23 protein-coding genes are annotated in these 25,108 nt (G+C 63.9%); 10 read left to right on the top strand and 13 right to left on the bottom strand.

What is annotated here, in order from left to right; genetic code table 11:
• The first annotated feature begins 53 nt into the window (after positions 1–53).
• Positions 54–809 (top strand): hypothetical protein, encoded by a 756-nt coding sequence (locus OSH05_RS07025; RefSeq protein WP_104216924.1) that lies wholly within the window; start codon positions 54–56, stop codon positions 807–809.
• A gap of 126 nt (positions 810–935) precedes the next feature.
• Here the strand turns inward: OSH05_RS07025 and OSH05_RS07020 are convergent, their stop codons facing one another.
• Positions 936–1,427 (bottom strand): DUF1269 domain-containing protein, encoded by a 492-nt coding sequence (locus OSH05_RS07020; protein WP_104216925.1) that lies wholly within the window; start codon positions 1,425–1,427, stop codon positions 936–938.
• A gap of 169 nt (positions 1,428–1,596) precedes the next feature.
• Here OSH05_RS07020 and OSH05_RS07015 point away from each other — a divergent pair, with 169 nt between their 5' ends.
• Positions 1,597–2,394 carry a hypothetical protein gene (locus tag OSH05_RS07015; RefSeq protein ID WP_266352105.1) on the top strand — a complete coding sequence of 266 codons (798 nt, stop codon included), beginning with the start codon at positions 1,597–1,599 and terminating at the stop codon, positions 2,392–2,394.
• A 7-nt stretch (positions 2,395–2,401) separates the two neighbouring features.
• Positions 2,402–2,776 carry a VOC family protein gene (locus OSH05_RS07010; protein ID WP_104216926.1) on the top strand — a complete coding sequence of 125 codons (375 nt, stop codon included), beginning with the start codon at positions 2,402–2,404 and terminating at the stop codon, positions 2,774–2,776.
• Between the two features lie 9 nt (positions 2,777–2,785).
• Here OSH05_RS07010 and OSH05_RS07005 read toward each other — a convergent pair whose 3' ends face one another.
• The 5 genes from OSH05_RS07005 to OSH05_RS06985 form a co-directional block, all read right to left on the bottom strand.
• The gene (locus OSH05_RS07005; protein WP_104216927.1) at positions 2,786–3,877 is read right to left on the bottom strand and encodes an ABC transporter ATP-binding protein; all 1,092 of its coding nucleotides are present in this window, start codon (positions 3,875–3,877) and stop codon (positions 2,786–2,788) included.
• Between the two features lie 23 nt (positions 3,878–3,900).
• Positions 3,901–5,568, bottom strand: coding sequence for a beta-galactosidase BglA (bglA, locus tag OSH05_RS07000; RefSeq protein WP_104216928.1), 1,668 nt, complete (start codon positions 5,566–5,568; stop codon positions 3,901–3,903).
• A 2-nt stretch (positions 5,569–5,570) separates the two neighbouring features.
• A complete protein-coding gene (locus tag OSH05_RS06995; RefSeq protein WP_104216929.1) occupies positions 5,571–6,401 on the bottom strand; it encodes a carbohydrate ABC transporter permease in 831 nt (276 codons plus the stop codon).
• Positions 6,401–7,369: a carbohydrate ABC transporter permease gene (locus tag OSH05_RS06990; protein WP_104216930.1), complete on the bottom strand. Its 969-nt coding sequence runs from the start codon at positions 7,367–7,369 to the stop codon at positions 6,401–6,403. Before OSH05_RS06990 ends, OSH05_RS06995 begins: the two co-directional genes overlap by 1 nt.
• 175 nt (positions 7,370–7,544) lie before the next feature.
• Complete coding sequence (locus tag OSH05_RS06985; protein WP_104216931.1) at positions 7,545–8,810, bottom strand: ABC transporter substrate-binding protein; 1,266 nt, start codon at positions 8,808–8,810, stop codon at positions 7,545–7,547.
• A 400-nt stretch (positions 8,811–9,210) separates the two neighbouring features.
• Here OSH05_RS06985 and OSH05_RS06980 point away from each other — a divergent pair, with 400 nt between their 5' ends.
• The 5 genes from OSH05_RS06980 (at position 9,211) to OSH05_RS06960 (ending at position 12,689) form a co-directional block, all read left to right on the top strand.
• Complete coding sequence (locus tag OSH05_RS06980; protein ID WP_104216932.1) at positions 9,211–10,233, top strand: substrate-binding domain-containing protein; 1,023 nt, start codon at positions 9,211–9,213, stop codon at positions 10,231–10,233.
• A 54-nt stretch (positions 10,234–10,287) separates the two neighbouring features.
• Positions 10,288–10,722, top strand: a complete 435-nt coding sequence (locus OSH05_RS06975; protein WP_104216933.1) for a lysozyme inhibitor LprI family protein — start codon at positions 10,288–10,290, stop codon at positions 10,720–10,722.
• A 66-nt stretch (positions 10,723–10,788) separates the two neighbouring features.
• On the top strand, positions 10,789–11,724 hold the full coding sequence (locus OSH05_RS06970) for a 2-dehydro-3-deoxygalactonokinase (protein ID WP_104216934.1): 936 nt from the start codon (positions 10,789–10,791) through the stop codon (positions 11,722–11,724).
• 8 nt (positions 11,725–11,732) lie between these two features.
• Positions 11,733–12,356, top strand: coding sequence for a 2-dehydro-3-deoxy-6-phosphogalactonate aldolase (locus OSH05_RS06965; RefSeq protein ID WP_207778671.1), 624 nt, complete (start codon positions 11,733–11,735; stop codon positions 12,354–12,356).
• Positions 12,357–12,482: 126 nt separating this feature from the next.
• Positions 12,483–12,689, top strand: coding sequence for a hypothetical protein (locus OSH05_RS06960; RefSeq protein WP_104216936.1), 207 nt, complete (start codon positions 12,483–12,485; stop codon positions 12,687–12,689).
• Here the strand turns inward: OSH05_RS06960 and urtE are convergent.
• The 6 genes from urtE to urtA form a co-directional block, all read right to left on the bottom strand.
• Positions 12,679–13,374: an urea ABC transporter ATP-binding subunit UrtE gene (gene urtE / locus OSH05_RS06955; protein WP_104216937.1), complete on the bottom strand. Its 696-nt coding sequence runs from the start codon at positions 13,372–13,374 to the stop codon at positions 12,679–12,681. The genes OSH05_RS06960 and urtE overlap by 11 nt on opposite strands.
• Positions 13,375–13,383: 9 nt before the next feature.
• Positions 13,384–13,908 carry a hypothetical protein gene (locus OSH05_RS06950; protein WP_133163032.1) on the bottom strand — a complete coding sequence of 175 codons (525 nt, stop codon included), beginning with the start codon at positions 13,906–13,908 and terminating at the stop codon, positions 13,384–13,386.
• A 107-nt stretch (positions 13,909–14,015) separates the two neighbouring features.
• Complete coding sequence (gene urtD, locus OSH05_RS06945; protein ID WP_104216939.1) at positions 14,016–14,804, bottom strand: urea ABC transporter ATP-binding protein UrtD; 789 nt, start codon at positions 14,802–14,804, stop codon at positions 14,016–14,018.
• Positions 14,801–15,961, bottom strand: coding sequence for an urea ABC transporter permease subunit UrtC (gene urtC / locus OSH05_RS06940; protein WP_104216940.1), 1,161 nt, complete (start codon positions 15,959–15,961; stop codon positions 14,801–14,803). The genes urtD and urtC overlap by 4 nt, the downstream gene beginning before the upstream one ends.
• Positions 15,962–16,142: 181 nt before the next feature.
• Positions 16,143–17,765, bottom strand: coding sequence for an urea ABC transporter permease subunit UrtB (urtB, locus tag OSH05_RS06935; protein ID WP_104216942.1), 1,623 nt, complete (start codon positions 17,763–17,765; stop codon positions 16,143–16,145).
• A gap of 143 nt (positions 17,766–17,908) precedes the next feature.
• The gene (gene urtA, locus OSH05_RS06930) at positions 17,909–19,198 is read right to left on the bottom strand and encodes an urea ABC transporter substrate-binding protein (protein ID WP_407660383.1); all 1,290 of its coding nucleotides are present in this window, start codon (positions 19,196–19,198) and stop codon (positions 17,909–17,911) included.
• 302 nt (positions 19,199–19,500) lie between these two features.
• Here urtA and OSH05_RS06925 point away from each other — a divergent pair, with 302 nt between their 5' ends.
• Positions 19,501–22,857: an ATP-binding protein gene (locus tag OSH05_RS06925; RefSeq protein ID WP_104217640.1), complete on the top strand. Its 3,357-nt coding sequence runs from the start codon at positions 19,501–19,503 to the stop codon at positions 22,855–22,857.
• Positions 22,850–23,773 (top strand): response regulator transcription factor, encoded by a 924-nt coding sequence (locus tag OSH05_RS06920; protein WP_104216944.1) that lies wholly within the window; start codon positions 22,850–22,852, stop codon positions 23,771–23,773. Before OSH05_RS06925 ends, OSH05_RS06920 begins: the two co-directional genes overlap by 8 nt.
• Positions 23,774–23,780: 7 nt before the next feature.
• Here OSH05_RS06920 and OSH05_RS06915 read toward each other — a convergent pair whose 3' ends face one another.
• Positions 23,781–25,055 (bottom strand): NAD(P)/FAD-dependent oxidoreductase, encoded by a 1,275-nt coding sequence (locus OSH05_RS06915; RefSeq protein ID WP_104216945.1) that lies wholly within the window; start codon positions 25,053–25,055, stop codon positions 23,781–23,783.
• Between the last annotated feature and the right edge of the window lie 53 nt (positions 25,056–25,108).

The raw sequence follows: 25,108 nt of genomic DNA, 5'->3' as shown, positions 1-25,108 counted from the left end.
CCTGTCACTACTTCTTGAGAGAGCATTTCTCGTCACCTCGGAAGTAGCTTTAGATGATCGAGACGAATCGGGACATGATGTCAAATGCCGTTCAAAATTGGATGAGCAAACTCGAGAACGAGCCGGGTTGGAAAGAATGGCGGCGAAAGCGGTTCTCCCGCACTTTATATTTCGATGATCCCTTCCCCTCCGATGCCAAATCGTTCGAAGCAGACTTTGTTTTCTCAGAAAAAATAGAAAAACAACATGCCGTCATTCTACAATATCTGGATCTACAGCGAACGATATTTTCCCTAAAAGAATGTGAGTATTATTTTCGGAGATACCCCTTTCGAGGATTGCCCGTAACGCGCGATAGTCATGTGACTAACGTTTGCGAAATGTATTTCAGTAGATTTTACGAATTCAAGGAGAGAATGAAGAAATATTTCGAGGCAATAAAGGCAGTCGAACCAAATCACGGCGCGGAATTTGGGAAATTCATCAAGCACTTTGCGGACGAATTCGACCAAGAGTTGCGAGCCCGGAATGATGTAAACCATCGTAGCCGATTTGAGGATATCGCGATCGATCGGGTGTTTCTAACTGGGTCAATTTCGCGAAATAACGATCAGCGGGGTTGGGCGCGCGAACACCTAGTTGCTTACCGCAAGTTGGTGCGCGAGTGGTCGCAACGAGTTCGAATGCGGGGCTTGAAAATGGATGAATTTCTTGAGGCAATCGCCAAAGCGACGCTCTCGATTTGCACGTTCCTTGAGACCTCGCAGCCTCCGTCCAAGCTTAGTCCTAACGGCTCACCAGTCGGCTAGTCGGCCCAAGTCGCCAAAGCAATCGACGTGCTGGCGCGGGCCGGCAAAGGCAATCCGCCGATGAAGGGCGACGCGCTGCCCGAGTAAGTGAACGGCGCGTCGCGAAGAGTTCTGAATGCGGACCGCTCAGGCAGCCGGGCCGGAAATCGCTTCGCGGAGCGCGGTTTCCTTCTCGTTGTCGAGCGAGGTCTTCAGCACGACGCCGCCGGTGCCCTTCATGTGCTCCAGCACCTTGTCGCCGGTCATCGAGCGGATCAGTACGAAGAGGGCGGCGTTGCCCGGCTGGATCGAACCGGCGAGGTCCTTCATGAACTTGTCGTTGATGCCGAAATCGGCCAGCAGGCCGCCGAGCGCGCCGGAAGCCGCGCCGATGGCGACGCCGACGACGGGCATCAGGAAAATCATGCCGACCAGCAGGCCCCAGAACGAGCCCGACGCGGCGCCGGCTGCCGTGGTGTTGACCATCTGGTGCAGCTTGATCTTGCCGTCATCCGTCTTGGTCGCGATCACCGCGTCATCGAGGGTGATCAGATATTCCTTCTGCAGCTCGAGCAGCTCGGTACGAACCGCTTCGGCTTTTTCGATCGTCGGATAGACGATGACGACGAGATCGGACATGGCGTGCCTCCTAGGGGACTGAGAACTCTAAAGCCGTCATCGCATATCATGCCGACGGATGAATGACAGCGGGGAAGGCCAATCGTCGCGCAATAGCCCGGACGATGCCGTGGGCGATTGCGTTCGCCCGAGGCGCGTGGCATCGAGAGATAGGTCTTGGGAGGATTGGATGATGAAACGGGTTTGGCTCCGCGCCTCGATGCCGGCGCTCCTATTCGCTATTGCCGCCGCGCTGCCCGCTTCCGCCGCGCCGACCAGCGCTCAGCAGCAGGCGATCCGCTCGGCTTGCCCCAGCGATTTCCGCGCGAACTGCTCCGGCGTTTCGCCGGGAGGCGCTGATGCGCTGCAATGCCTCGAAAAGAACCTTTCGAGCCTGTCGCCCGCCTGCCAGGCCGCGGTGAGCGCGGTCAGCCCTCCGGCTCCAGCCGCTGCCCCTGCTCCAGCACCCGCAGCGCCGGCGCCGGCCGCCGCGACGACGCCCCCGGCCGCCGCCAATCCGCCTCCCGCCGCCCAGGCCGCGCCGACCAGCGCCCAGCAGCAGGCGATCCGTTCGGCCTGCCAGGGCGATTTCCGCGCGAATTGTGCGGGCGTGTCGCCCGGAGGCGCCGAGGCGCTGCAATGCCTGCAGAAGAATGTCGCCAGCCTGTCGCCGGCCTGTCAGTCGGCGGTGAACGCCGTCGGCGCCGCTTCCGCCGGAGCCACTCCGCCGCCGCCCAAGAAGGGCGCCGCGCCGGCCGCGAAGGCTGTTCCGCCGCCCCCTCCGGCAGCCCAGATGGCGCCGCCGCCGCCCCCGCCCATGACCGCGCGCGAAGAAGCCCGCTTCGTCCGCCAGTCCTGCCGCGGCGATTTCCGCGCCTTCTGCCGCGGCATAACCGTCGGCGAAGGCAGAGCCGTCGCCTGCCTCCGGCTCAATTCCGCCGCGCTGTCGCCGACGTGCAAATATGCGCTGATGACGCTGGGGCGCTGAGCGCCGGATGGCGATCATTGGTCTGGACCACGTCCAGATCGCTATGCCTTGCGGTCGTGAGGCCGAGGCGCGCGCTTTCTATGGCGCCGTCCTCGGTCTCGCCGAGATCGCCAAGCCAGAGGAACTCGCCAGGCGCGGCGGCGTATGGTTCGAGGTGGGGGACCGCCAGCTGCATCTCGGCGTTGAGGCGGATTTCAGGCCCGCCCGCAAGGCGCATCCCGCCTTCCGCGTTGCCGATCTCGACGCAATACGCGCCAGCCTGACAAGCGCCGGCTACCAGCTGATCGAGGACGACGCGCTCCCCGGCTATGACCGCTGCTATGTCAGCGACCCGTTCGGCAACCGGCTCGAATTTCTGGAGCCGGCGGAAATCAGCGGCTGATTGCGCGGCTCAGTTCCGCGGATAGGCCTTGCCGCTCTCGTCGAAGACGTGGAGATGGCGGCGCTCGGTCGTCAGGGCCACCTTCTCGCCTCTGGCGACGGCGATGTCGTTGGCGATCTTGGCCACGATCGGCTCGGGCGCGCCGACATCGACATAGATCAGCGTGACCTCGCCGAGCTGTTCGACGATGTCGATGGTGCCGCGGAAGATCACGTCGTCGCCCGTGGCAATCTCCAGATCCTCAGGACGGACGCCGAAAGTGCCCTTCGAGCCTGCGGCGCTCGTCGGGATCACGGCGCGGACCGTGACGGGCTCGCAGCCATCCGGCTTGACGACCGGTTCCGCGCCGCCCGAGACGATCGTGCAGGGCATGGTGTTCATCGAGGGCGAACCGAGGAAGCGCGCCACGAACAGATTGTCCGGGTTGTGATAGAGTTCCATCGGCGCCCCGACCTGCTCGACGCGGCCGGCATTCAGCACGACGATGCGATCGGCGAGGGTCATCGCCTCGACTTGGTCATGCGTGACATAGATCATCGTCACGCCCGGCATGCTCTCGTGCAGCTTGTTGATCTCGATGCGGGTGGCCACGCGCAGCGCCGCGTCGAGATTGGAGAGCGGCTCGTCGAACAGAAAGACCTTCGGATCCCTCACGATGGCGCGGCCGATCGCGACGCGCTGGCGCTGCCCGCCGGAGAGCTGTTTCGGCAGGCGGTCGAGATAGGGCGTGATCTGCAGGACGTCCGCGGCCGAGCGTACGCGCTTGTCGACCTCGTCAGAGCTGTGGCCTTTGGCGAGCTTCATGCCGAAGGCCATGTTGTCGTAGACCGTCATATGCGGGTAGAGCGCATAGGACTGGAACACCATGGCGATGCCGCGCTTCGACGGCGCCAACTGGTTCACGACCTTGCCGTCGATCTGCAGCGTGCCGCCCGTAATGTCCTCGAGCCCCGCGATCAGGCGCAGCAGAGTCGATTTTCCGCAGCCCGACGGCCCGACGAAGACGACGAACTCGCCCGCCTTGATGTCGAGATCGATGCCGTGCAGTACCTTGACGTTGCCGTAGGACTTCTTGATCCCGCGCAGCAGCAGATCCGCCATGTTCGTCCCCTCTCTTCTGCCGTTCAGGCTATTCTTCCATAGAAAACATCGCGGCCGCCGAGGCTGACCGTCCGTGCCGCCGCATCGAGCGACGCCGTGAAGCCGTGTCCATCGAGCGCCGCCACCTCGGCGCCGGCCGGCAGCGCGACGCTCGCCGCACTGGCGCCGAGATTGAACAGACAAAGCACTGCCTCGTCGCCCTCGGTGCGCACGAAGCCGAGCACGTCGTCGGGCGTATCGACAAACGCGATCGAGCCGCGGATCAGCGCCGGATGGGCATGGCGGAAGGCGATCTGGCGCCGATACTGCTCAAGGACCGACGCATGGTCGCTCTCCTCGCGATTGGCCGCACGGGCGATGTGCTCCTGCGGCACCGGCAGCCAGGGCTTGGCGCTGGAAAAGCCGCCATAGGTGCCGTTCGATTCCCACACCATCGGCGTGCGGCAGCCGTCACGGCCCTTATATTCCGGCCAGAAGCGAATGCCGTAGGGATCCTGCAGATCCTCGAAGGCGATATCCGCCTCGGTGAGACCGAGTTCCTCGCCCTGATAAAGGCAGACCGAGCCGCGCAGCGACAGGAGGATCGCCGCGGCGAGCTTGGCCATGGCGTCGAAATCGCCGTCATGGGTCCAGCGGCTCACATGGCGAACGATGTCGTGGTTCGAGAACGCCCAGCACGGCCAGCCATCGCCAACGATCGCCTCGAACGCCTTGATGCGGGCGACGAAGTGCTCCTTGGTGAAGATCGGCGACAGGAAGTCGAAGGTGTAGCACATGTGCAGCTTGTCGCCGCCCGACGTGTACGCCGCCATGGTCTTCAGCGAACGCGGCCCGTCGCCGATCTCGCCGACGGTGGTCTGGCCCGGATAGCGATCAAGCAGCGCCCGCAACCGCTTCAGGAATTCGAGATTTTCCGGCTGGCTCTTGTCGTGGATGTGATCCTGCCAGTTATACGGATTGACGGCCGGCGCCTCGGGCGAATTGCGGTCTTCCAGCGACGAGGGCGGGTTGTTTTCCAGCCCCTGCGAGTGGACGTAGAAATTCACCGTATCGAGGCGGAAGCCGTCAACGCCGCGCTTCAGCCAGAACTCGACCGTGTCGAGCAGCGCGTCCTGCGCCGCCATGCAGTGGAAATTGACGTCGGGCTGCGAGGTCAGGAAATTATGCAGGAAATACTGGCAGCGGGTCGTGTCCCACTCCCAGGCCGAGCCGCCGAAGATCGACAGCCAGTTGTTGGGCGGGTTGCCATCCGGCTTCGCATCGGCCCAGACATACCAGTCGGCCTTGGCATTGTCCTTCGACGAGCGGCTCTCCTTGAACCAGGCATGCTGGTCCGAGGTGTGCGACAGGACTTGGTCGATCATGACCTTGATGCCGCGGTCATGCGCCTCGGCGATCAGGCGATCGAAATCCTCGATCGTGCCGAAAAGGCCATCAACGGCGCAATAATCCGACACGTCGTAGCCGAAATCCTTCATCGGCGATTTGAAGAAGGGCGAGATCCAGATCGCGTCGGCGCCGAGTTCGGCGATGTAGCCGAGCCGTTGTGTGATGCCCTTCAGATCGCCGACGCCATCGCCATTCGTGTCCTGGAACGAGCGCGGGTAGATCTGGTAGATCACCGCGCCGCGCCACCAGTCGGCATCGACGGGACGGGCAGCCGCCCCGACGGTGGAAACCTGCTCGTTCATTCTCAGCCTTTCACGCCGCCGGCCGTCAGGCCGGAAATGATCTTGCGTTGGAAGATGAGCACCAGCACGACCAGCGGCACGGTGACGATCACCGAAGCGGCCATGATGTTGCCCCAGGGGATCTCGAACTGGGAATTGCCGGACAGCAGCGCAATCGCGACCGGAACGGTGCGGGTGTCGTTGGAGGAGGTGAAGGTCAGCGCGAACAGGAACTCGTTCCAGGCGGCGATGAAGGCGAGCAGCCCGGTCGTCACCAGCGCCGGCCACATCAGGGGCAGGAAGACCCGCGTGACGATCACCCAGGAACTAGCGCCGTCGACGATCGCCGCTTCCTCGATCTCGATCGGCAGGTCACGCATGAAGGTCGTCAGCACCCAGACCGTGAAGGGCAGGGTGAAGATCATATAGGAGAAGATCAGCGCGAAGGGCGTGTTGAAGATGCCGAAGAAGCGCACCAGCTCGAACAGGCCCGAAAGCACAGCGATCTGCGGGAACATCGATACGGCGAGGATAGTGAACAGCAGGATTGAGCGACCCCGGAAGCGCACGCGTGACAGGGCAAAGGAAGCCGTCACGGCCAGTACCAGCGAGATCGCCACCACGACGGAGGCGATGAAGAGCGAGTTGCCCAGATTGCGGACGAAGGATCCTGTGGTCAGGACCGAATTGTAATTCTCCAGCGAGAATGTCGTCGGCCAATAGTTGATCGCGAACAGCGCCGTTCCGGTTTTGAACGACGTGATGATCGCATAGTAGAACGGGAAGACGGAGACGACGACGATGCCGACGACCAGCAGGTAGAAGGCCGCGCGTTTGACGATATGCCAGAGCATCAGCGGCCTCCCTCGAAATTGACCTTGCCGACGATGATGTAGACCACCGTAATCACGGTCAGGATCAGGAACAGCATGGTCGAGGCAGCGGAGCCATAGGCGAACTTGTCGAAATCGAACAAGTTCTCTCGGGCAAAGACCGACATGGTCTTGGTCTGCGAATTATTGGCGGTCAACACATAGATCAAATCGAAGATGCGCAGCGCATCCAGCATGCGGAAGATCACGGCGACCATCAGCGCCGGGCGGACCAGCGGCAGCGTGACCTTCCAGAATACTTTCACCGGATGGACGCCGTCGATCTTCGCGGCTTCATAGATGTCGCCGGGGATCATCTGCAGGCCGGCCAGGATCAGCAGCGCCATGAACGGCGTCGTCTTCCAGATGTCGACGACGAGCACGGCTAGCATGGCCGTATCGGCATTGGCGGTCCAGGCGATCTTGGTCGTGATCAGGCCGAGCCGGATGAGAATGTCGTTGATGATGCCGAACTGGTCGTTGAGCATCCAGGCCCACATCTTTGCGGACACAATGGTCGGGATCGCCCAGGGGATCAGGATCGCCGCGCGAACGACGCCGCGGCCGCGGAATTCTGCATTCAGGACCAGCGCGACCATCATGCCAATGATCGTTTCCATGATCACGGAGACGACGGAAAAGCGGACCGTGTTCCAGACGGACTTCCACCAGAGCGGATCGACGAGCAGGCCGTCATAAAGGACGCGACCGCTCTTCAGTGTGGTGACCGACAGGTAGTTCTCGAAGCCGATCCACTGCGCGCCCTCGATATTGGTGAGCGAGGCGTTGGTGAACGAGAAATAGATGCTTCGAAGCAGGGGCCAGCCCGCTACCATCGCCAGCACGATCAGCATCGGTGCCAGAAAGAGCCAGGCGGCTCGCACCCGCTGACGCATCAGTTCCGAGCCCGCCCTCGCGACGGGCGCATCCAGGGATTCGGCGACGGCCATGCTGCGTATCCCCCCTCCGAGCCGTTCGGCTTCGGTTCCGTTCTTGGTTGATCGTCGGGTCTAAGCTTTTAGGGTCTTGGCTTGTCGAATCGGACGACGGTATCGCAGTAGCGTCGTTCGTCAATCGCTTCGCCCCCGGCTTTGAAAGCCGGGGGCGATCTTCAGCGTCGAGCAACTACCAGGAGGCGCCCTTGAGCTTGGTCAGCTGGGCCTCGAGCAGTTCGAGGTTGTCGGCTGCCGATCCGTTGCCGCTGATCGTGTTGTGCACGGCGGTCCAGAAGTTGGACGAGACTTCGTTGTACTTGACCTTGGTCGGAGCCGACGGGCGCGGGACGGCATTCAGGAACACTTCCTTCCAGCGCGGGATGATCGGGACAGTCTTGGCGATATCGGGATCGTCATAGAGGTCGATGATCGTCGGCAGGTTGGAGGCCTTCATCGCCTGCAGTTTCTGCATGTCCTTCGAAGCCAGGAATTTCACCATCTCGATGGCTTCCTTCTGGTTCTTCGAATATTTCGACACGGCGAGGTTCCAGCCGCCGAGCGTCGCGGCCGACTTGTCGCCTTCGGCCGAGCCTGCCGGCAGCGGAACGACGTCAAACTTGTCCTTCACGGCCGAGTCGGCGCCATTGCCGAGACCATAGGCATAGGGCCAGTTGCGCATGAACACGGCATTGCCGGTCTGCCAGACGCCGCGAGCTTCTTCTTCCTGATAGGCGAGCACGCCGGGCGGGGAGATGGTGTTGACCCAGCCCTTGACGGTTTCGAGGGCCGCCGCGGCCTTCGGGTTGTTGATCGAGATCGTGCCGTCGGCCTCGACGATCTGACCGCCGCCATTCGACTTGACCCATTCCAGCGCGTTGCAGGTCAGGCCCTCATAGGCGTTGCCCTGGAACACGAAGCCCCAGATATCCTTGGAGCCGGCGGCGCGCTCCTTGTCCTGGATTTCCTTCGCCGTTGCGGTGAGCTCTTCCCAGGTCTTCGGCGGCGTCTTGCCGTATTTCTCGAGCAGGTCCTTGCGGTAATAGAGCGCCGGCGCGTCGGTGAAGAGCGGCATGGCGACGAGCTTGCCGTTCACGGTCTGCGATTCGACGATCGACGGGAAATGCTGGCCGATAACGTCCTTCGTCGCCTCGGTCAGATCGACGAGCTGCTCGGCGAGCTGCGGCGCCCAGATCACGTCGGTCTGGTAGACGTCGATGTCGGAATTGCCGGCCGCGAGCCAGAGCTTGTACTGGCCGAACTGGTCGGTCGTCGACGACGGCATCGGCACGATCGTGACCTTGTTGCCGCTCGCCTTTTCGAAGAGATCGAGTTTTTCGCGGAGCACCGCGATGCCGTTGCCGGTATCGCCGGACACGATCGAGAGATTGGCAGCATCGGCGCCGGCAATCAGCACGAAGCCCGCGGCAAAGCCGAGGAGCGCGGAACGCAATTTCATCTTGTGAACCTCCCTGAGAGATAGTCGATCGGCTCGGGAATGAGAGGTCGTCCGTGCCTGCCGCGAAGGACCGCGACAGCCGTCGATACCCCCCAGACCCAAAACGCACCAGAGTCTGCCAAAAGCGATGCCTCCAAAGCGCTTTGAGATGGAACATCATCAGCAAGCCAGTGGCGTGTCAAGCCTTCCGTGCAATTCCTCGTCGCTGCACCGCAACAGGCCGGGCATTGGAATAGTACGATAAATCAGAGTATTGCGTTGAATGTTCGATTGAATCCGAGGGCGCTGTGGCCTTGTGCACCGCAGTAACCCCCTGCCGTCGGGCACGTCGTTCTCAAAGAGGCTTGCCAGCATCTTTGAAAGCGCTTTGAATGGATTTAATGGGGAGGAATGGGGCTCAATGAAGCTCAAGGAATTGGCGTCGCATTTGAAGCTTTCGCAGACCACCGTGAGTCGGGCCCTGAACGGCTATCCGGAGGTCAACGAGGAAACGCGCCGCCGCGTGCTGGAAGCCGCGCGCCGTCACGGCTATCAGCCCAATGCGAGTGCCAGGCGACTGGCGACTGGCCAGGCCGGCGCCATCGGCATCGTCATGCCGACGGACCGCAACATGCTGCTCGATCCGCATTACATCGAGTTTCAGGCAGGGCTGGGCGAGACGCTGCTGCGCGACGAGATTGACATTGTGCTCACCCCGAGCGGGGCGGGCGACGAGACCGCCGCCTATCGCCGCATCGCCGTCGGCGAGCGGGTCGACGGCGTGGTGCTGTCCAGCCCGCTGGTCCATGACGAACGCATCGAATTGCTCACAGATCTCCGCCTGCCTTTCATCCTGCATGGCCGGACGGAGACGCCGATCGAGCACGCCTGGCTCGACATCGACAATGAGGGCGCGTTCCGCCATGCGACCAAGCATCTGCTCGATCTCGGCCACCGTCGCATCGGCCTGATCAATGGCGAGGCCCGCTACAATTTCGCCCGCGACCGCGAGCTCGGCTTCCGTGCCGCACTCGCCGCCCGTGGGCTGGAAGCAGATCCGCGGCTGATGGCGAGCGGGTTGATGAGCGACGAGATCGGCTATCGCATCACGGAGCGCTTCCTGGCCGAGCGGCCGAGACCGACGGCGCTTCTCGTCTCCTCCATGATGATGTCGTTGGGCGCATTCAGAGCCATTCGCGCCGCGGGGCTGGAACTCGGCCGCGACGTATCGATGATCGCGCACGACGACGTCTTCCCATTCCTGAACCCGGACGTGATGGTGCCGACCATGTCCACGACCCGTTCCTCGATCCGCGCCGCAGGCAAACGGGTCGGCGAATTGCTGCTGGAATTGCTGCGTGGGCGTTCCGCCGCTTCGATCCATGAGCTCTGGCCGGTGGAACTCGTCATCCGCGGATCGACAGGGCCTGTTCCGAGGGATTGACGGCAGCCCCCGCTTCAGCCGAAATCCCTCCCTCGACCCCTTGAGGAGGGATGCATGCTCATCTGGAAATCATCGGCAGCCGCCGCGATCCTCCTCGCCTTGGTCACGGCGGCCCCCGCATCCGCGCAGCCAGCGGCGGATGCCGCGGCGACCGATCCCATCGATGCGGAACTCAGCCGCTGCCTGGATTCGAAGGATGGCGAATCGACCGCTGGAATGCTCGTCTGCCTCGACGCCGCCTATGCCGCCTGGGACAAGGAACTCAACACCACCTATCAGGCGCTGTTCAAATCACTGGATTCCAAGTCGCGCGGCCTCCTGAAGCGCTCGCAGCGCCAGTGGGTCGCGTTTCGCGATGCCGAACGGAAGTTCTGGCAGGCACCCTGGACTGCGGGTCGGGGAACGCTGATCAACGTGACGCTGGACCAGGCCAATGTCGATCTCGTCAAGAGCCGGGTCCTGGCGCTGCGCAGCTATTCCAATCCGTGATCTTTTCTGAAGCCGGACGGGGCGGAGATCGCCGCGCCGGCAGCCATTCAATGGAGTCCAATTTCCATGACCGACGACCCCCTCGAAGCCGCCGCCCTCATCGCGGTCGATTGGGGCACCTCGCGCTGCCGGGCGCTGCTGCTGGGCAAGGACGGTGCGATCCTCGCCGAGGCCGACAGCGCCGACGGCATCGCCGCGCTGGGTGGCAACGGCCATGAGGAGGCCTTCGATCGCCTCGTGGCCGGCTGGCCCAACCGTCCGGCGATCATGGCGGGCATGGTCGGCAGTCGGCAGGGCTGGCGCGAGGCCGCCTATGTCGAGGTGCCAACCTCTCTGGGCGCCCTCTCCGCCGGGTTGCTGCGCTTCGAGACGACGCGCCATCGGCCCATGGCGATCGTGCCGGGCCTGGTGCTGCACTCGGCTGAACGCGATGGCGACGTCATCCGCGGCGAGGAGACCCAGCTTGTCGGGCTGATGGAGAAGGAGCCGGATTTCGAGGGTCTCGCCATCCTGCCGGGTACCCATTCGAAATGGGCTGCCATTCGCGGCGGCAGCATTTTGTCGTTCCAGACCTTCATGACAGGCGAATTGTTCGAGCTTCTTTCGAAGAAATCCTTCCTGCGCCATTCGGTCTCGGAATCGGCGGATGATCTCTCCGCCTCGCCGGATTTCGAGCTGGCGGTCCGCCGCAGCGTCGAGGCGGATCTGCCCTTTCTGGCGGCCGTCTTCTCGGTGCGCGTGCGTCAGCTTCTGAACGGCGTTTCCGGCGACGACAACCTCGCCTATCTCTCGGGCCTCGTCATCGGCGGCGAGATCGCGGCGGCTCGCAGGATCGGACTTCGCCGGACGGGCGAAGCGGTGCGCATCATCGGCTCGCGTTCGCTCGCCCGCGCCTATAAGAAGGCATTCAACATCCTCGGCGAGGAAGCCGAGACGCTCGACGGCACCGATCTGGTGCGTGCCGGGCTCGTCGTGATCGCCCGTGCCAACGGTCTTCTCTGAGGTTTCCATTGTCCCATCCGCTTTTCACCGGCCACCGCCCCCTCGTCGCCATCCTGCGCGGCATCACGCCGGCCGAGGTCGAGGCGGTGTTCGAGACGCTGGTTGCCGCCGGGATCACGCTGATCGAGGTGCCGCTCAATTCGCCCGATCCCTTTTCCTCGATCGGCAAGCTGGCCCGCATTGCCGGCGGCCGGGCGAAGGTTGGTGCCGGGACGGTGCTGACGGTTGAGGATGTCGTCGCCGTCAAGGATGTCGGCGGTACGCTGATCGTTTCGCCGAACGCCAATGTCGACGTGATCGCGAAGTCCAAGTCGCTGGGTCTTGAATCCTATCCCGGCGTCTTCACGCCGACCGAGGCATTCGCGGCGCTCGCCGCCGGTGCCGACGCGCTGAAGTTCTTCCCCGCTGAACTGATCGGTCCTGCGGGGATCCGGGCGATGAAGGCCGTGCTGCCCAAAGACGTGCCCGTGCTGGCTGTCGGCGGCGCCGGCCCATCCAACTTTGCCGAGTTCATCCAGGCTGGCTGCGCCGGATTCGGCCTCGGCTCGGCCGTCTACAAGCCGGGGTATGACGCGGCGGAAGTCGGCCGCAGGGCGGTCGAGATCGTCGCCGCCTTCGACGCTGCAGCATAGCGGTCGCGCGCGATATTGCCTTGCAGCATCAAGTAATTGTGAACGCGGCTTAAGGCTTCGTTCTTACAAACGTCACGTCCCGTCGTAATGTTACGGTCATACCGCAACACCCGAAGGAGGCCCGTGATGAACGACTCCACCGCCTGTGTGCGCAGGGACTCATCGCTAAACGAACTGCTGCATGAGCCGATTATCGCCATGCTGATGACGAGCGACGGCGTGCGCTCGGACGAGATAAGAGCGCTGTTCCGCGAAGTCGCCGAAAAAGGCCGCGTGCGTGACCCGATGCGATCACGCACGATGGAACTCTTCGAGCGCTGCTTCACACCGTGAGGTGAGCCCGGACGGTCTCGCTGCCCATCTCGGCCTGCGTTCCCGATGCGACGACTTCGCCGCGATCCATCACGGCGAAGGTGTCGGCGAGTTCATGCGCAAAGTCGAAATATTGCTCGACCAGCAGGATCGCCATCGTTCCCTGTTCGCGCAGCCATTGAATAGCCCGGCCGATATCCTTGATGATCGAGGGTTGGATTCCCTCGGTCGGCTCGTCAAGCACGAGCAGCCGCGGGCGCGTGACGAGCGCGCGTCCGATTGCTAATTGCTGCTGCTGGCCACCGGAAAGGTCGCCGCCGCGCCGGCCGAGCATGTCCTTCAAGACCGGGAAGAGATCGAAGATATAGTCGGGGATGTAGCGGTCCTTGCGGGAAAGCGGCGCATAGCCGGTTTCCAGATTTTCCTGCACGGTCAGCAGCGGGAATATCTCGCGGCCCTGCGGCACATAGGCGATGCCGGCCTTGGCGCGATCATAGGCCGGCGAGCGGCCGAGCACTTTGCCCTCCCACAGGATCTCGCCGGACGCGATCGGCTTCTGCCCGACGATGGCCCGGAGCAGGCTGGTCTTGCCGACGCCGTTGCGGCCCATCAGGCAGGTGACCTTGCCCGTCTCCGCCTTGATCGACACGCTCCGCAACGCTTGCGCCGCGCCGTAATAGAGATCGACATTCTTCGCTTCGAGCATGATCAGACCTCAGGATGGAACGACTAAGCCGCTGCGCAGGCGGCGCAACATATCTTTCTGCGCCGGCTCCGGCTCGCCCGCGCTGGATGCGAGATTGCCGGCGAACTCCAGAAGATCGTCTTTTTCCGACGGAGACAGCGCGTTGTTGAACAGCGGCAGCATCCGTCGCACGACATCATTGCCGTCTACGACCTCGCGCGACGCCCAGCGCGCGAAAGTGAGCGCCTCGACCGGTGACGCATAGTCCGCGACCTCGCGCAGCCAGCCGTCGATCCGCTTTTCGTGGTCCGGCCCGAAGGGACCTCCCGCCTCGACCAGCGATACGAACAGTACTGTCGCGCCGATGGCTGGATCCTCGATGCCTGATAGCGTCGAAGCCTGCGCCTTGTTGCGAAACTTTCGCCGTTTATAGGCGCCATGCAGCCGCCCGGCCTGGTCGACCACATCATCCACCGCCGTCTTGGCCGCATGAAGGCGCCAGTACCAGAAGCCGGCGCCAACGACGGCAGCTAGCAGCAATCCCAGAATATGCATTCCTTGGCCCCGTAATTCTTGCCCCTTCGAGCACAGCCCCTCGTCTGGCTCGGAATGCCAGATTGGATGCAGGCTGCGGTTGAGGCAAGTGACGGAGGGCACGCCAATCATCGTCCCAGATAGACTTCGATGACGGTCGGGTCGGCAGACACCGCGTCCAGCGTGCCCTCCGACAGCACCGAGCCCTGGTGAAGCACGGTCACCTTCACATCGAGGTCGCGGACGAAGGACATGTCGTGTTCGACGACGACGACGGATTTCGTCTTGGCGATCTCGCGCAGCAGCGAGGCCGTCTCGCGCGTTTCGGCATCGGTCATGCCGGCGACCGGCTCGTCGACGAGCAGGAGCTGCGGCTCCTGCGCCAGCAGCATCCCGATCTCGAGCCATTGCTTCTGGCCATGCGAGAGGTTGGCGGCGAGCCAATCCTTCTTGTCGGTCAGTCGTATCGTCGCGAGAATCTCCTCGATGCGGGCGGTCTCCCGCGCGCTGGTGCGATGGAACAAGGTCGCGAAGGGCTTCCGCACGCCGGCCAGCGCCAAGTCGATATTGTTCCAGACGGTGTGGCTCTCGAAGACCGTCGGCTTCTGGAACTTGCGGCCGATGCCGAGCGAGGCGATCGAGGCCTCGTCCATGCGCGTCAGATCGGTGTCGCCAGCGAAATAGACGTCGCCCGTGTCCGGCTTGGTCTTGCCGGTGATCACATCCATCATCGTCGTCTTGCCGGCGCCGTTCGGGCCGATGATAGCGCGCATCTCTCCTGGCTCGATGATCAGCGACAGGCCGCGGAGCGCCTTGAAGCCGTCGAAGGAAACCGAGACGCCGTCGAGATAGAGCAGCGAGTTCTTAGCCTTCTCGTGGCCCTTCGCCTTTTCGTCACCCTTGGCTTTCTCGCTCATGCCCCTTCCTCCGCAGCCTGGCTCGCCTGGATCGGCGTTGGTTCCGGCGGGGACTTCGCCTCGTCAGGCTTTCTGGCTTTACGCGCGAGGATCGTGCCGACGACGCCCTTTGGCAGGAACAGCGTGACGGCGACGAACAGCCCGCCGAGGACGAACAGCCAGTATTCGGCTAGCACGCCGCTCGTGAACCACGTCTTGCCGAAGTTCACGAGCAGCGCGCCGACGATCGGGCCGATCAATGTGCCGCGCCCCCCGACGGCGACCCATATGACCGCCTCGATCGAATTGGCAGGGGCGAATTCGCCCGGATTGATGATGCCGATCTGCGGCACGTAGAGCGATCCGGCGACGCCTGCCATCATGGCGGAGAGGACAAAAACGACCAGCTTGTATCCTTCGACACGGTAGCCGATGAAGCGCGTCCGGCTCTCCGCGTCGCGGACGGCAATCAGCACCTTGCCGAATTTCGACGAGATGACGGCGCGGCAGATTAGGAAGCCGAGCGCCAAAGCGAGCGCCGAAGCGAAGAACAGCGCACCGCGCGTCTCGGGGGCCTGGATGTTGAAGCCGAGGATGTCCTTGAAGTCGGTCAGGCCGTTATTGCCGCCGAAGCCCATGTCGTTGCGGAAGAAGGCGAGCAGCAGCGCATAGGTCATCGCCTGGGTGATGATCGAGAGATAGACGCCGGTGACGCGCGAGCGGAAGGCGAACCAGCCGAAGACGAAGGCGAGCAGCCCCGGCGCCAGCAGCACCATGAGCGCCGCGAACCAGAACATGTCGAAGCCGTGCCAGAACCAGGGCAGCTCCTGCCAGTTCAGGAAGACCATGAAATCCGGCAGGACCGGGTTGGCATAAACGCCGCGTGTGCCGATTTGGCGCATCAGATACATGCCCATGGCGTAGCCGCCGAGGGCGAAGAACGCGGCATGGCCGAGGGAGAGAATGCCGCAATAGCCCCATACCAGGTCGACCGAAAGCGCGAGCAGCGCATAGCAGAGATATTTGCCGATCAGCGCAATGGCGTAGGTCGGAATGTGCAGCGGGAAGGATGGGTCGGTGAGGCTGAGCAGCGGCAGCGCAATACCGATGCCGATCAGGATCGCCAATACGATTAGGGTCTTGCCGTCGAGGGCACGAAAGAAGAAGGCGGTGATCATGACTGGGGCCCCCGGGCCGACTGTTGCCTGTCATCGCCGGATCCGATTCTCGCACCCGGCTTCGATCCGACCGGCGTCGGGACGGAGGCCGGGCTCGGTTCCGGCTCGTTCAGCCCGCACCAGACCAGCGGCGAAACCTTGGGCGGCAGATCGATATAGGTGAACGCCCGCGCAATCATGCTCACGCCTCCACCGACCGGCCCTTGAGGGCGAAGAGGCCCCGCGGACGCTTCTGGATGAACAGGATGATGAAGACGAGCACCAGGATCTTGGCGAGCACGGCGCCCGCATACGGCTCCAGGAACTTGTTGGCGATGCCGAGCGTGAAGGCGCCGACCAGCGTGCCCCAGAGATTGCCGACGCCGCCGAACACGACGACCATGAAGCTGTCGATGATGTAGCTCTGGCCGAGATTGGGGCTGACATTGTCGATCTGGCTGAGTGCGACCCCGGCGATGCCGGCAATGCCCGAGCCGAGACCGAAGGTCATCGCATCGACCCAAGGCGTGCGAATACCCATCGAGGAGGCCATCGGACGGTTCTGCGTCACCGCTCGGGTCTGCAGGCCGAACGGCGTGCGCTTCAGTACCAGCATCAGCACGGCGAAGACGCCGAGCGCGAAGACCACGATCCACATGCGGTTATAGGTGATGGCGAGATGGCCGAGGTCGAAGGTGCCGGACATCCAGGACGGGTTGCCGACCTCGCGGTTGTTCGGGCCGAAATAGGTGCGGACCGCCTGCTGCAGGATCAGCGATATACCCCAGGTCGCGAGCAGCGTCTCCAGCGGCCGGCCATAGAGGAAGCGGATCACCGAGCGCTCGATCAGCACCCCGACGGCGCCCGAAACGAGGAAGGCGAGCGGCAGGGCGATCGCCAGCGACCAGTCGAACAATTCGGGATAGGAGGTGCGGATGATGTCCTGCACGACGAAGGTCGTGTAGGCGCCGAGCATGACCATCTCGCCATGCGCCATGTTGATGATGCCCATCACGCCGAAGGTGATGGCCAGGCCGATCGCGGCGAGCAGCAGCACCGAGCCGAGCGATACGCCGTACCATACGTTCTGTAGGCCGCTCCAGAGCTGCAACGTCCCCTGGATGGTGGAGATCGCGGAAGCCGCCGCCGTCTTAGCGGAGCCATCCGGGGCTGTGGCAAAGAACGAGGACAACAGCGAGACGGCATCCTGGTCGCCGCGCGCACTGATGACATCGACGGCAGCCAGCTTGTCGGCATCGCCCATATCGGAGCGAAGCACGGCCGCGGCCCGCGCCATCTGCAGAGCTGCGGTGACTTTCTTGTCGGTCTCCTTGGCGATCGCTGTATCGAGCAGCGGAATCTGCTTGGGATCCTGGCTCTTGTAGACGTCGCCTGCCGCGGCGAGCCGTTTCTGCGGGTCGGGCGAAAGCAGGGTCATCAGGCCAAGCGAGGCGCTGATCGTCTCGCGGACGGAATTGTTGACGGTGATCTTGCTGACTTCGTCGGCGGCCGCCGGTCCGGCGTCCTCGCCCGTCAGCGGATCGAGCAAATTGTAGCCGTCATCGGTCTCCGTGACCTTGAAGACGGCGCTGTCGGCCGCGCGGACGTAAAGCTCGCCATCGCTGAGCGATTGCAGCAAGGCGGGAACGGCGGGGTCGCCGGTTGCCGCCAGCGCCGCGATCGCGTCCTTCAGCGACGAATAGCCGGGATTGCCGAGCGCGTTGACCTCCGGGCGGATATCCGCGCCGAAAGCCGGGTTGAATGCCGTCAGGATCAGCAAGAAGGCGGCAGCCAGGGTCGAGAGGGACGGGAGCGAAACACGCATGGTCAACGATGTCCGTTCAGGCGTCACGAGGGTCCGGGCGGCAAGATGTCTTGGGGCCCTGGGGTTGCCCGGAGGCGGCGATCACCGCCTCCGGCGCTTTTTCCAGACGGATCGCAAAGCAGGATCCGTGCCATGCGTTGCCGTCAGCCGCCGCACTTTCCGGTGGCGACGTCGTAGTTTCCGCAGGAGAGCGGCGACCGCCAATCCGAGATCAGGCTCTTGGATTCCGGCAGGTAGGGCGACCAGGCATCGCCCGGAAGAAGACCCTTGGTCTGCCACACCACGTCGAGCTGGCCGTTGCCCTGGATCTCGCCGATATAGACCGGCTTGGTGATGTGGTGGTTCGGCATGACGGCCGAGTATCCACCCGTGAGGTTCGGCACGGCGGTGCCGATGAGCGCATTGATGACCGGATCGGTATCGGTCGTGCCGGCAGCCTGCACGGCCTTGATCCAGGCGTTGAAGCCGATATAGGTGGCTTCCATCGGGTCATTGGTGGTGCGCTTGTCGTTCTTGATGAACGCATGCCACTTCTTGATGAACGCCTTGTTCGCGGGCGTATCGATCGATTCGAAGTAGTTCCAGGCGGCGAGATGGCCGACCAGCGGCTTGGTGTCGATGCCGGCCAGTTCTTCTTCGCCGACCGAGAAGGCCACGACCGGAATGTCGGTCGCCTTGATGCCCTGGTTGCCGAGTTCCTTGTAGAAGGGAACGTTGGCGTCGCCGTTAACGGTTGAAACCACCGCCGTCTTCTTGCCGGCGGAGCCGAACTTCTTGATCGCCGCGACTTCCGTCTGCCAGTCGGAGAAGCCGAACGGCGTGTAGTTGACCATGATATCTTCTTCGGCGACACCCTTCGACTTCAGGTACGCCTCGAGAATCTTGTTGGTCGTGCGCGGATAGACGTAGTCGGTGCCTTCGAGGACCCAACGCTTCACCGAGCCGCCATCGGCGCTCATCAGGTAGTCGACGGCGGGAATGGCCTGCTGGTTCGGGGCAGCGCCCGTGTAGAACACGTTCCGCTCGGATTCCTGTCCCTCATATTGGACCGGATAGAACAGGATCGAGTTCAACTCCTTGAAGACCGGCAGGACCGACTTGCGGGACACGGAGGTCCAGCAGCCGAACACGACGGCAACCTTGTCCTGGCTGATCAGTTCGCGGGCCTTTTCCGCGAAGAGCGGCCAGTTCGACGCCGGGTCGACGACGACGGCCTCGAGCTTCTTGCCGAGAAGGCCGCCCTTCTTGTTCTGCTCGTCGATGAGGAAGAGAACGGTGTCCTTCAGCGTCGTCTCGGAAATCGCCATCGTGCCCGAGAGCGAATGCAGCACGCCGACCTTGATTGTGTCTTCCGCGGCCATCGCGCTCGTTACGCCGGCGCCGATCATGGCCGCCGTCGCAAGGGCGCCGATGGTACGGCTCACCTTGTTCAACATCTGGAATTCCCCCTGTTGCTTCTCGCCGCCCCGGAAGCGGGTCGGCGATTGCGGTTGGTTCACGGATCGAAACGGCGCGGAGACCTCATTGGAGGCCGGGACTCCGTGACGCTCGGGGGGAATGTCCGATGGTTTTCGCAACGCAGCATATACGTCGAACGACGTAGGGTCGCTCCCACTGCCGCCGGGCCGATCCGGCAAAACGCATCGAAGGGCCGGTCTTTCCTTGCGCTGGCGCGCCGGATCGCTACAGTTTTCGCTGAATTCCTAGGCAGGCTTATCGAGTGAGCAGAGGCAGCATAGCGGGCCGGCAGCGTATTCTTCCGGTCCGCCGGGAATATAATCGCTGGGTCGCCAACCAGACGCTGGAGGATTACGCGCTCCGCTTCACCGCGAAGAGCGCCCGCCGCTGGTCGTCGCCGCGCGTCGCGCAGACGGCGATCGGCGCCATCTCCTTCCTGGCATTGGAGGCGATCGGCGGCACGATCACCCTGTCGCACGGCACGGTCAACGTCATCGCCGCGACGCTGGTCGTCGGCGTCGTGCTGCTGCTCACCGGCCTGCCGATCGCCCGCTATGCCGCGCGCTACGGCGTCGACATCGACCTGCTGACCCGCGGCGCCGGCTTCGGCTATATCGGCTCGACGATCACCTCGCTGATCTACGCCACCTTCACCTTCATCCTCTTCGCCATCGAAGCGTCGATCATGACGACGGCGCTGCAGCTTGCCTTCGGTATACCGATCTGGCTTGGCTACATCCTCTCCGCCGCCGCCGTCATTCCGCTTGTCACCCACGGCATCACCTGGATCAGCCGTTTCCAGATCTGGACACAGCCGCTCTGGATCGTCCTCAACATCCTGCCGGTCGGGTTCATACTGTGGCAGGACTGGGGCTCGGTCTCGGAATGGCTATCCTTTCCCGGCCTCGCCTCGGCGCGTGGGTCGAGCTTCGACCTCGTCGCCTTCGGCGCTTCTTGTTCCGTCATCCTCGGGTTGATGCCGCAGATCGGCGAGCAGGTCGATATACTGCGCTTCGTGCCCCCTTCCGGCCCCGGAGGCTGGCGTGGCCGCCTCGCCATGCTGCTCGCCGGCGCCGGCTGGATCATCGTCGGCGCGCCGAAGCTTCTCTTCGGCTCCTTCCTCGCGGTGCTGGCACTGCGCCATGGCGTCCCGGCCGAGCATGCGGCCGAGCCGGCACGCATGTATGTCGTCGCCTTCGGCTATGTGTTGCCCTGGCAGGACGCGGCACTCTTCCTCACCGCCGCCTTCGTCGTGGTCTCGCAATTGAAGATCAACGTGATGAACGCCTATGCGGGCTCGCTCGCCTGGTCGAACTTCTTCTCGCGCCTGACGCACAGCCATCCGGGCCGCGTCGTCTGGCTCGTGTTCAACGTCGCGATCGCGCTGCTCTTGATGGAACTCGGCATCTATCGCGCGCTTGAGCAGACGCTCGGCCTGTTCTCGGTCGTCGCCGTCGCCTGGCTCGGCACGATCGTTGCCGACCTTGCCATCAACAAGCCGCTCGGCCTCTCTCCTCCAGGCATCGAGTTCAAGCGCGCCCATCTCTACGACATCAACCCGGTCGGCGTCGGCAGTATGGGCATTGCTGCTTCGATCTCGCTGATCGCCGCGGTGGGCCTCTTCGGCGAGACGGCGAAGGCGTTCGCCCCCTTCATCGCGCTCGGCATTTCGCTTGTCGCCGCGCCCGCCATCGCCTGGCTGACGGGCGGTCGCTTCTATTTGGCAAGGAAGCCTCGGGCTCACTGGCACCTCCTGAAGGAGATCCAATGCACGGTCTGCGAGCATTTCTTCGAGCCGGAAGACAGCGCCTATTGCCCGGCCTATTCGGGGCCGATCTGCTCGCTCTGCTGCTCGCTCGACGCCCGCTGCCACGATCTCTGCAAGCCGCATGCACGGCTGCAGACCCAGGTCAGCGAGGCGGTTTCGGCGGTGCTGCCCCGAAGCGTCGCCGCCCGGATCAGCCCGCGCATCGTCCAGTATTTTGGCATATTGACCTTGTTCATGGCCGTGATCAGCCTTGTCCTTATGCTGATCCACGTCCAGGCGACCTCCTATGGCGGCGCGCATAGCGCCATCATCGGCCAGACGCTCTGGGCCGCCTTCTTCATCCTCCTGATCGTCTCCGGTATTGCCTCCTGGTTCCTCGTCCTCGCCAATGAGAGCCGCCATGTCGCGCAGGAGGAATCGGCGCGGCAGACGACGCTGCTGCTGCGCGAGATCAGCGCGCACCAGCGCACCGACGCCGAATTGCAGCGCGCCAAGGAGGTGGCGGAGGCCGCGAACCTCGCCAAGAGCCGTTATCTCGTCGGCCTCTCGCACGAGCTTCGCACGCCTCTCAACGCGGTCTTCGGCTATGCGCAGATCCTGGAGCGCGACGAGGCGATCCCGCGTGTCCGCCGCGGCAACATTTCCGTCATTCGCCGCAGCGCCGAGCATCTCTCCGGCCTGATCGACGGGCTGCTCGAAATTTCGCGGATCGAGGCGGGTCGGCTGCAATTGCAGCGCGACGAGGTGCGGCTTGGCGATTTCCTCGACCAGATCGTCGACATGTTCCGCTTCCAGGCAGAAGCGAAGGGGCTCACCTTCCGCTTCGATCGCCCCGATCGGCTGCCGGAGGTGATCGCGACCGACGAGAAACGGCTGCGTCAGATCCTGGTCAACCTGCTGTCCAACGCGATCAAGTTCACCGAGAGCGGCATCGTCGTGCTGAAGATCGCCTATCGCAGCCAGATCGCGACCATCACGGTCGAGGATACCGGGCCCGGCATTCCGGCCGAGGATATCGAGCGCATCTTCGAGCCCTTCGAGCGCGGCACCAGCTCCGTGGCGAAGCTGGTGCCCGGTACCGGCCTCGGCCTGACCATCACCAAGATGCTGGCGCAGCTCATGGGCGGCGATCTGGCGGTCATGAGCGAGCCCGGCATCGGCAGCCGCTTCACCGTAAGGCTGATGCTCGCCGCCATCGACCGGCCTCTGCCTTCGCCCGCGCCGCCTCGGCGCATCTTCGGCTATGAGGGGCCGCGGCGCACCGTCCTCGTCGCCGACGACGACGAGGATCACCGCGACCTGGTGCGCCAGATCCTGGAGCCGCTGGGCTTCATCGTGCTCGCCGTGCCGGATGGGCCTTCCTGCCTAGCGCTCACCGGTGACATAAGGCCGGATATCTTCCTGCTCGACATATCCATGCCCGGCATGACGGGATGGGAATTGGCGGCGCGGCTGCGCGAAAGCGGCCATGGGGCGCCGATCGTGATGCTGTCCGCCAATCTTGGCGAGATGCAGCCGCAGAAGGCCGAGGACGCGGTTCATGACGGGGCGCTGCCGAAGCCTTTCGATGTTCGACAACTGCTGGACCGCATTCAGGCTCTGCTGCGCATAGATTGGATCGACGAGGCGTCTGTACCGCCCAAGGCGGAATCGGACGCGACGCTGCGCAGTCCGGGCGCCGGCCATGTGCGCGAACTTCTAGACCTCGGCCATATCGGCTATGTCCGGGGGATCGAGGCGAAACTCGCCCGGCTCGAGACGGATGCGGATAATCAGGCCTTCGTCGCGGCGATGCGGGTCCACATCCGCAATTTCGATTTCGCGCAGTACCATTCCGTCCTGGAGGCGATGGCGAGCCATGACTGAAGTATCGCGCGCGCGCGACATCGTCCTGGTCGTTGACGATTCACCCGAGACGCTCTCCTTCCTGACGGACGCGCTGGAGCATTCCGGCGCCACGGTTCTGGTCGCGACCGAGGGGGCGCGGGCGCTGGCTCTCGTCGAGCGGATCACCCCCGACATCGTCCTCATGGATGCGCTCATGCCGGGCATGGACGGTTTCGAGACCTGCCGCCGTCTGAAAGCCAACGCCGCGCTCAGCCATGTGCCGATCATCTTCATGACCGGGCTTTCCGAGACCGAGCACATCCTTGAAGGGCTGGAAGCCGGCGGCGTCGACTATGTGACGAAGCCGATCGTGCTCGACGTGCTCCTCGCCCGCATCCGCGTCCACCTCGCCAATGCGCGCACCGCGCAGAGCGCCCGATTGGCACTCGATACTGCGGGCCGCTTCCTCCTGGCGGCCAATCGCAACGGCGAGATCCTCTGGTGCACGCCGCAGGCCGCGAAGCTGCTTGAGGCGGCGCTGCCGAGTCGCGGCGGTACCATCCATCTGCCCGAGACGGTTCGCGTCTGGCTCAAGGTCGCGGCCGGTCAGCGCGGCGCCGTCTCCCCGCCGACGCCGATCATCGTCGAGGGTGGGCGCCAGCTTCAACTCTCCTTCCTCGGCAATACCGGGGAAGACGAGTTCCTGTTCCGTCTGACCGGCGACAATGACAGCGGCCAGGAGGCGGCGCTGCGCCGCCAGTTCGCCGTCACGCAGCGCGAGGCGGAGGTACTGCTCTGGATCACGCGCGGAAAATCCAACCGCGACATCGGCGAAATCCTCGGCCTCTCGCCGCGCACCGTGAACAAGCATCTGGAAACGATCTACCAGAAGCTCGGCGTCGAAAACCGCGCCTCAGCCGCGATCGTGGCGCTGTCGGCAATCGGGGAGCGGTAGAGCTTCTTCAGATCCGGTCCCGGAGCGCGTACCAGCTCATGCCCGCAACCAGCGCCGGCCAGCGCAGCAGCTTGCCGCCGGGAAAGCGCGGGCAGGGCAGAGCGGCGAAGGCGTCGAGGCGGCCCGGATCACCGAGGATCGCATCGGCGATGATCTTGCCCCCGAACGGCGCCAGCGCGACGCCCTGACCCGAATAGCCGGAAGCCGCATAGACTCCGGTACTTAGCCGGCGCAAGAACGGCAGCCGATTGACGGTGACGGCGAGCGTGCCGCCCCAGGCGTGGTCGATGCGGGCGCCCGCCAGTTGCGGATAGATCTTCAGGAGATGCCTGCGCACGAACGCGGTGATGTCGGAGGGGTCGCGGCGCGAATAGGTTTCGCCGCCGCCAAACAGGATGCGGCCATCCGCCGTCGGGCGCCAGTAATAGACGACGAAGCGCGAATCCGACACCGCCTCGCCACCGGGAATAAGCCCGCCGGGTGCACCGGCGCCGATCGGCGCCGTCGTCAGGATGTAGTTCTTGATCGGCATCGCCCGCGTCTCGGTCTCTGCATCGATGCCGTCGAGGAGGCCGTTGCCGGCGAGGACGATGATGTCGGCGCGAATGCGCCCGCGTGCCGTCTCGATCGTCGGCGTCGCCCCGTCGAGGAGACGGATCGCCGGCGTTTGCTCATGGAGCCGCGCCCCGGCCCTGGATGCGGCGCGGGCGAGGCCCTGTGCGAATTTGAGCGGATGGAGATGGCCGGCTGTGCGGTCGAACCGCCCGCCATAATAGTCGCCCGTGCCGATCCTCGCGGCCAGGCGGTCGCGCTCTATCCACTCCGCATGCGGATAGGCGTAGTCGTCGCGAAGCTTGTCCACATAGTGCCGCTCTTCGTCGACGAGGCGCGGCTTGTGGACCGCCTCGATCAGGCCGGGGCGCCATTCGGCGTCGATGCCGTGCCTGTCGATCAGCGCCATGACCAGCGCCTTGGCCTCCTCGGCAAGGTTCCATAGCTCATGCGCCGCCAGCCGCCCGACATGGCGCTCCAGCCAGTCCTGGTCGCGGCGTTGGCCGGTGTGAAGCTGGCCGCCATTGCGCCCCGAAGCGCCCCAGCCGATGGTGTTCGCTTCGATCAGGATCGTGTCGATGCCAGCTTCTGCCAGATGCAGCGCGGCCGACAAGCCCGTAAAGCCGCCGCCGATGATCGCGACATGGGCCTTGGTGTCGCCGTCGAGCGGCGGGAAGGCGAGCTTCCCGTCGGCCGTCGCCTCATACCAGGAAGGCGGTCGGTCGGTCATGGGGCGATGTCGATGAAGGCGGCGGGACCTCTCCCCCACAAGGGGGGCGGGAA

It is taken from the genome of Kaistia algarum, assembly GCF_026343945.1.
In the GTDB taxonomy this organism is placed as follows: Bacteria; Pseudomonadota; Alphaproteobacteria; order Rhizobiales; family Kaistiaceae; genus Kaistia; species Kaistia algarum.
The sequence above is the reverse complement of the archived record's forward strand: the minus strand, read 5'-3'. Positions and strand labels throughout refer to the sequence as shown.

Bases quoted from the DNA above. Each gene is read 5' to 3' on its own strand.
- OSH05_RS07025 (WP_104216924.1), top strand. From the start codon at position 54: ATGATCGAGACGAATCGGGACATGATGTCAAATGCCGTTCAAAATTGG.
- OSH05_RS07020 (WP_104216925.1), bottom strand. From the start codon at position 1,427: ATGTCCGATCTCGTCGTCATCGTCTATCCGACGATCGAAAAAGCCGAA.
- OSH05_RS07015 (WP_266352105.1), top strand. From the start codon at position 1,597: ATGATGAAACGGGTTTGGCTCCGCGCCTCGATGCCGGCGCTCCTATTC.
- OSH05_RS07010 (WP_104216926.1), top strand. From the start codon at position 2,402: ATGGCGATCATTGGTCTGGACCACGTCCAGATCGCTATGCCTTGCGGT.
- OSH05_RS07005 (WP_104216927.1), bottom strand. From the start codon at position 3,877: ATGGCGGATCTGCTGCTGCGCGGGATCAAGAAGTCCTACGGCAACGTC.
- bglA (WP_104216928.1), bottom strand. From the start codon at position 5,568: ATGAACGAGCAGGTTTCCACCGTCGGGGCGGCTGCCCGTCCCGTCGAT.
- OSH05_RS06995 (WP_104216929.1), bottom strand. From the start codon at position 6,401: ATGCTCTGGCATATCGTCAAACGCGCGGCCTTCTACCTGCTGGTCGTC.
- OSH05_RS06990 (WP_104216930.1), bottom strand. From the start codon at position 7,369: ATGGCCGTCGCCGAATCCCTGGATGCGCCCGTCGCGAGGGCGGGCTCG.
- OSH05_RS06985 (WP_104216931.1), bottom strand. From the start codon at position 8,810: ATGAAATTGCGTTCCGCGCTCCTCGGCTTTGCCGCGGGCTTCGTGCTG.
- OSH05_RS06980 (WP_104216932.1), top strand. From the start codon at position 9,211: ATGAAGCTCAAGGAATTGGCGTCGCATTTGAAGCTTTCGCAGACCACC.
- OSH05_RS06975 (WP_104216933.1), top strand. From the start codon at position 10,288: ATGCTCATCTGGAAATCATCGGCAGCCGCCGCGATCCTCCTCGCCTTG.
- OSH05_RS06970 (WP_104216934.1), top strand. From the start codon at position 10,789: ATGACCGACGACCCCCTCGAAGCCGCCGCCCTCATCGCGGTCGATTGG.
- OSH05_RS06960 (WP_104216936.1), top strand. From the start codon at position 12,483: ATGAACGACTCCACCGCCTGTGTGCGCAGGGACTCATCGCTAAACGAA.
- urtE (WP_104216937.1), bottom strand. From the start codon at position 13,374: ATGCTCGAAGCGAAGAATGTCGATCTCTATTACGGCGCGGCGCAAGCG.
- OSH05_RS06950 (WP_133163032.1), bottom strand. From the start codon at position 13,908: ATGCATATTCTGGGATTGCTGCTAGCTGCCGTCGTTGGCGCCGGCTTC.
- urtD (WP_104216939.1), bottom strand. From the start codon at position 14,804: ATGAGCGAGAAAGCCAAGGGTGACGAAAAGGCGAAGGGCCACGAGAAG.
- urtC (WP_104216940.1), bottom strand. From the start codon at position 15,961: ATGATCACCGCCTTCTTCTTTCGTGCCCTCGACGGCAAGACCCTAATC.
- urtB (WP_104216942.1), bottom strand. From the start codon at position 17,765: ATGCGTGTTTCGCTCCCGTCCCTCTCGACCCTGGCTGCCGCCTTCTTG.
- OSH05_RS06920 (WP_104216944.1), top strand. From the start codon at position 22,850: ATGACTGAAGTATCGCGCGCGCGCGACATCGTCCTGGTCGTTGACGAT.
- OSH05_RS06915 (WP_104216945.1), bottom strand. From the start codon at position 25,055: ATGACCGACCGACCGCCTTCCTGGTATGAGGCGACGGCCGACGGGAAG.